At 63.5% G+C, this 5,752-nt stretch carries 3 protein-coding genes and 2 pseudogenes; 2 read left to right on the forward strand and 3 right to left on the reverse strand.

Annotated features, from left to right (window positions below):
- Positions 1 to 422: pseudogene (locus tag ACOJVU_RS12830) on the reverse strand (FAD-dependent oxidoreductase); the annotation flags it as partial.
- A 1,364-nt stretch (positions 423 to 1,786) separates the two neighbouring features.
- Here ACOJVU_RS12830 and ACOJVU_RS12835 point away from each other — a divergent pair.
- A complete protein-coding gene (locus ACOJVU_RS12835; protein ID WP_421530126.1) occupies positions 1,787 to 2,212 on the forward strand; it encodes a hypothetical protein in 426 nt (141 codons plus the stop codon).
- A gap of 231 nt (positions 2,213 to 2,443) precedes the next feature.
- Positions 2,444 to 4,807, forward strand: a complete 2,364-nt coding sequence (locus tag ACOJVU_RS12840) for a glycoside hydrolase family 65 protein (protein WP_421530127.1) — start codon at positions 2,444 to 2,446, stop codon at positions 4,805 to 4,807.
- A gap of 158 nt (positions 4,808 to 4,965) precedes the next feature.
- Here ACOJVU_RS12840 and ACOJVU_RS12845 read toward each other — a convergent pair whose 3' ends face one another.
- Positions 4,966 to 5,607, reverse strand: coding sequence for a hypothetical protein (locus ACOJVU_RS12845; RefSeq protein ID WP_421530128.1), 642 nt, complete (start codon positions 5,605 to 5,607; stop codon positions 4,966 to 4,968).
- Positions 5,607 to 5,752 (reverse strand): annotated as a pseudogene (locus ACOJVU_RS12850) (TetR/AcrR family transcriptional regulator); the annotation flags it as partial. The pseudogene ACOJVU_RS12850 and the gene ACOJVU_RS12845, both read right to left, overlap by 1 nt.

Here is a 5,752-nt window from a genome sequence, read left to right on the forward strand (position 1 = left end):
GCCGTTCGCCGCCGTCCTTCTCCTTGATCGTGACGCCCCGGTAGTCGACCGCGGTCACCATCGTGTTGAGCTGGATCTCGACTCCCATCTTCTCCAGGCGGCGCTGCGCGATGAGACCCAGCTTGTCGCCCATCGGCGGGAGCACCGCGGGCGCGGCGTCGAGCAGGATGACTCGGCAGTCGCTGGGTTCGATGGTGCGATATGCCCCGGCCAGGGTGCGTTCGGCGAGCTGAACGATCTCGCCGGCCAATTCGACGCCGGTGGGTCCGGCGCAAGTACTCGTCGTGGCCGAAGTAGGACTGCTGGGCGCCGGCGGCAACGATCAGGCTGTCGTAGGGTGTCACCGTTTCGATGCCCATCAGGTGCGACGTCACCGTCTTGGCCGTGAGGTCGATCGCGCTGACCTCGCCCCACAGCACCCGGTGCCGGCCGTGTGCGGCGCACCACTACCGTACGACGCGGGCGGACGTGTCGGGATCTGACGCGTCGGGCGCCGGGCTGTGAGCGGCCCGCGATGTGCTGCGACATCGACGACACGATTCCCCACGCCGAGACCGGTGCTGGTTTGCGTCTGACTTCGCGATAGAGATCGGTGTGTCGATCAGACAACATCCGATGGGTTCTCCGAACCCTCTTGGAGGATCTGGCCATGTCCGAAGCAAACTCTGGGGGCGACCGGTCGCCCCGCCGCCCGTAGCGGTTTTGTCGCCGTCGCAAAAGTACGAGATCTGGTTGCAGCTGGTGCGCCAGAAAGTCACCATCGCCGAGGCGGCCGCCGGGCATCAGGTGGACCGCACGACAATCATGCGCACAGGCTAACCAGTTAGGTGAGCTGTACAAAAATCATTTGTGCCTCCACAGAGATCAATCGTCTACCTCAATCCTTTTGCGGCACGGATATTTGACAGTAGATCTCAACCGCCAGCATGCAGAGTCACGGAGGACAGAAATTGCATTCGCTGCAGATATTCAGATGCTGCGTGCACTGGCTCTCCGCTGGGGCATGGGCCAGTGTTTCGCTGGCAGTTGCTATCGGATACCTCGCCATCGCCAAGATTCAGTTGATCAAGCTTCTCTACAAGGCACTTGACAACGGTGTGGTCATGTATCGCGCTCCGCGCTCATCGCGCCCGGGTGCTGAGGCGGTCGCGCATCAAAGCTCCTCCGAAAACAGGGTGCAAACGCCACGCGTGGCGCGACAACGCGGTTCGGAAAACCGGATGTCCACGTCGGCGCAGCCGTCTGGGGAAGCCCCCCACATGCTTACGGAGACTGCTCCAGAGCAGCTCGACGCTCTTCCATGTGACCCCGGGGCCTTGGACTGGACTTCGATCACCTGTCAGAACGGACAGGGCTGCACTCGAACGGCCGCATACGTTGTGGAACTCCATGCCGTGGACCACTGCTCCAGTGACGCGACCAACCTGGCGGGCAACGTGATTGAGATTTTGTGCGGGATGTGCTTGGCGAAGTTGCGGAAATCGACCAGTTGGCACGTAGCACGTCTTAACTCGCGGGGGCAACGGCCGAACTGCCTGACTTGTGGCGCACCTATTGAGCTGACCAGCGACATTCTCAGGTCGGTGAGACTGCTCGACAGAACGGTCCCACTACCGTCACCCTGGCCCAAGGCAAAAAGCACCACTTTTGATAAAGACCGCAAGCCGCGTACGGCGGCCCGAATAACGCCGCGAACCGATCGGCCTGGACAACACCGCTAGGCAGCAAGGAAATTCACGTGCCACCCACCACAATCGGGGCGATAACAGAGAGGATTCTCATCAACATGAACGCAGCTGAACTCCCCCCCAGCGGCAACACCGCCAATGACGTCGCACCGCCAATCAGCGCCTTGCGACGAGACACACCGGCCCGCTCCAAGGATGTTCGACGCTCGGGAGCGCGGATTCTCGATATTGCAGAGGGAATACTCATCGCGCTGCGCAGCTACAACCCCAACCAGGCTTTCATGGAGATTGCACGCACCGCGAAGAGCCATAGCGTAGGTGCACTGAGTTTAGCGGATGCATTGGTGGCCATAGCCAGTCAAGATCACCAAAGTATCAGTGACGGTGACGAGGCCACGCTCGCCGCCGCCCGCGATACCTGGGGATACCTTTTCGACGTGGTAAGACCCTACAATGCTGTTCGGCCAGGACGCGAAAGATGCGATAAGTCTAACTTTTTCGAAGACATAGACACCAAAGGATAAGTGACGTAATGATCGAAGACCCGCGCCCTCCCGCGGCTTATATCGTCGGTTTCCTGTCCGGATCTATCCATACCTGCCGTCGCCGTTGTGGCTGTAATCCACCGCCGCCCTTCCGAATTTGCCCCGCGTGGCGCCGCCTCACAACGCCTGGCGGCAGTCGGCGCGACATCACGTGTGTTCCGTTCCGACGAACGTAATGACTGATCTCCTCGAGTTGCTGAAGGCATGTTAGTGGTTAACGAAGATGTTTTTCCCGTCGAACCTTGGCAGGTCCGCGAGTCCCGGCTCGACCTGAGCCTGCTGGCACAGTCGGAGTCACTGTTCGCATTGTCAAACGGACATATCGGGTTGCGCGGTAACCTCGATGAGGGTGAACCCTACGGCCTTCCGGGCACCTACTTGAACGGTTTTTACGAGGTCCGCCCGCTGCCCCACGCGGAGGCCGGCTATGGATACCCGGAAGCCGGCCAAACGGTCGTCAACGTCACCAACGGCAAGCTCATGCGATTGCTGGTCGACGACGAGCCGTTCGACGTCCGCCATGGCGAAGTGCTCGATCACGAGCGGGTTCTCGACTTTCGGGATGGGACGTTGATTCGCCATGCTCAGTGGCGATCCCCGGCAGGCAAGCGGGTGAAAGTGCGCTCGACCCGGCTGGTTTCGCTGGCCCAGCGCAGCGTCGCGGCCATCGAGTATCTGGTCGAAGCGCTAGACGAATTCACTCGGATTACGGTCCAATCCGAACTAGTCGCCAATGAGGATGTCCCGCAGTCTACGGGGGATCCGCGGGTGGCAGCTGTCTTGAAGCGTCCGCTAGAAGCCGTCGAGCACGAGCAGAGCGGCTACGGCGCACTGCTTCTGCACCGGACCAAAGCGAGCGCCCTCATGATGGCGGTTGCGATGGACCACGAGGTCGAGGTGCCGGGGCGGGTCGAGGTCACCACCGATGCGCGTGACGACCTTGCCCGCACCACCGTCATCTGCGGACTGCGCCCGGGGCAGAAGCTGCGCATCGTCAAGTACCTGGCGTACGGATGGTCGAGCCTGCGTTCGCGACCGGCGCTGCACGATCAGGTCGGCGCAGCACTGACCGGCGCGCGCTATAGCGGATGGCAGGGGCTACTTGAGGCCCAGCGCGCCTACCTCGACGAATTTTGGGATAGCGCCGACGTCGAGGTCGAAGGCGGCGCCGAATGCCAGCAGGCGGTGCGGTTCGGAATGTTTCACGTGCTGCAAGCCAGCGCCCGCGCCGAACGCCGCTCCATCCCAGCAAAGGGGCTTACCGGCTCCGGCTACGACGGGCATACTTTCTGGGACACGGAGATGTTCGTCCTTCCGATGCTCACCTACACCGCACCACGGGCGGTCGCGGACGCATTGCGATGGCGGGCATCGACCTTGAACCTTGCCAAAAAACGCGCAGCCCAACTCGGCCTTAACGGTGCAAGGTTGCCGTGGCGGACGATCCACGGCGAATCGTGCTCAAGCTATTGGCCAGCAGGCACAGCGGCCTGGCACATAAACGCCGACATCGCGATGGCGTTCGAGCACTACCGCGTCGTCACTGGCGACCTGCGACTGGAACAGGAGTGCGGACTTGAGGTGCTGATCGAAACGGCCCGGCTCTGGCTCTCACTCGGGCATCACGACCGCCACGGAGTCTGGCACCTCGATGGGGTCACCGGCCCCGACGAATACACCGCGATCGTCCGCGACAACGTGTATACGAATCTGATGGCGGCGCACAACCTGCGCACGGCCGCCGAGGCCTGCGTCCGTCATCCTGAAGAGGCACACGCGATGGGTGTGACCACAGAAGAGATGGCCGCCTGGTGTGATGCGGCCGACGCCGTGCACATCCCCTACGACGACGAACTAGGCGTGCACCAACAATGCGAAGGCTTCACCACTTTCGCCGAGTGGGAATTCTCGGTTCGCAACAACTACCCGCTATTGCTTCACGAACCCTACGTGCGGCTGTACCCCGCGCAGGTGATCAAGCAGGCCGACCTGGTCCTGGCGATGCACTGGCAAAGCCACGCCTTCACCCCGGAACAGAAGGCGCGCAATGTCGACTACTACGAGAGGCGCACGGTGCGTGACTCGTCGCTGTCGGCGTGCACCCAAGCGGTGCTGTGCGCCGAGGTCGGACACCTGGACCTGGCTCACGACTACACCAACGAGGCCATCCTGATCGACCTGCGCGACCTGCACCACAACACCAGCGACGGCCTCCACATGGCGTCGCTGGCCGGAGCCTGGATTGCGCTGGTCGCGGGCTTCGGCGGCCTGCGCGACGACCAAGGCGTGCTGGCACTTGACCCCAACCTGCCCGATGCCTTCTCTCGGCTGCGTTTCCGGTTGCGCTGGAGAGGATTCCGGCTCATTGTGGATGCCACGCACACCGACACCACCTACACGCTTCGCGACGGCGGGCCCGGCGATACGCTGACGATTCGGCACGCGGGGGAAGAGCTCACCCTGAAAATGTGTTCGCCGCTGACTGTCCCGGTTCGATCCCGTGAACCGCTGCTTCCGCGACCGCCACAGCCACCGGGCCGCGAGCCGATACACCGGCCGGTCGTGCGCCCGTAGTTCACCCCGCCGCACGCGCGACGTTCTTGACCTTGACTCCGCCGTGGCCCAACCGCGGGCAGCACGCCATCACCCAGTGGCAGTGTGGTGTGCATACGTCTGACGCTAGTGCATCAGTTCAGGGAGAACGGTCGACCGGCTGGATACCTCATCCTCGATCACGGCCACCCGCGGGCGTTGCCCTTGAGCGTGTCGTTGAGGTCGACGCAGAAGTCGGCGGAGGTGCCGGCGAGCAGGATGTAGTAGGTCTCGACCTTGCGCAGGTCGCCGTAGGTCGGGGTCTCCCAACTGCCGTTGCACATCGCGTGTTCCCCGCCCGCGCTGGCCCGGCGCCAGTTGGTCATGACGCACTGCTTGAACGCCGCGACGCTGGCGTCGTTGACGCCGCTCGAGCCGCCGCTCGAGCCGTTCGAGACGTTGCTCTTGGCGGCGACCAGCATCGCGCCGCCCCACGTGCCGTCGGCGCGCCGGTAGGCCCGCGCACCGAACCCGGCGTTGTCCTTCTGGCACGACAGCGCCCGGTGCAGCAGGCTGAACGGGGCCGCCAGCTCATGGTCGGTGACCGAGGCGGCGGCGCTGATGAAATTGGCGGCATCCGTGCCGTCGCCCTGCTGGATATCCGGGTTGGCCAGGTCGATCAGCTGTTTCGCGATCCCGGCGCTGGCGCCGCCGCCGATGATCGGCCCGCCGCCGGAGGTCAGCGGGGGCAGCGTGGCGGTGGGATCGGCATGCGCCGCGCCCGGGCCGGCGACAGCGATCAGTATCGACGCGGCGAGAACGGCAACGGTCCGAGAGCTCATCACGCCCACGATTGTGCCTCCCCGACGAGCAGCGCGTTGAGCACGTGGCGGGTTTGCAGCCGGATGTATTCGTCGACGGTGTAGATCGGGCCGAAGTGCCAGTGCTTGAGCGCCCAGCCGTGGGCGATCAGCACGATGTCGAACA

This window comes from Mycobacterium sp. THU-M104, assembly GCF_049197365.1.
GTDB lineage: Bacteria > Actinomycetota > Actinomycetes > Mycobacteriales > Mycobacteriaceae > Mycobacterium.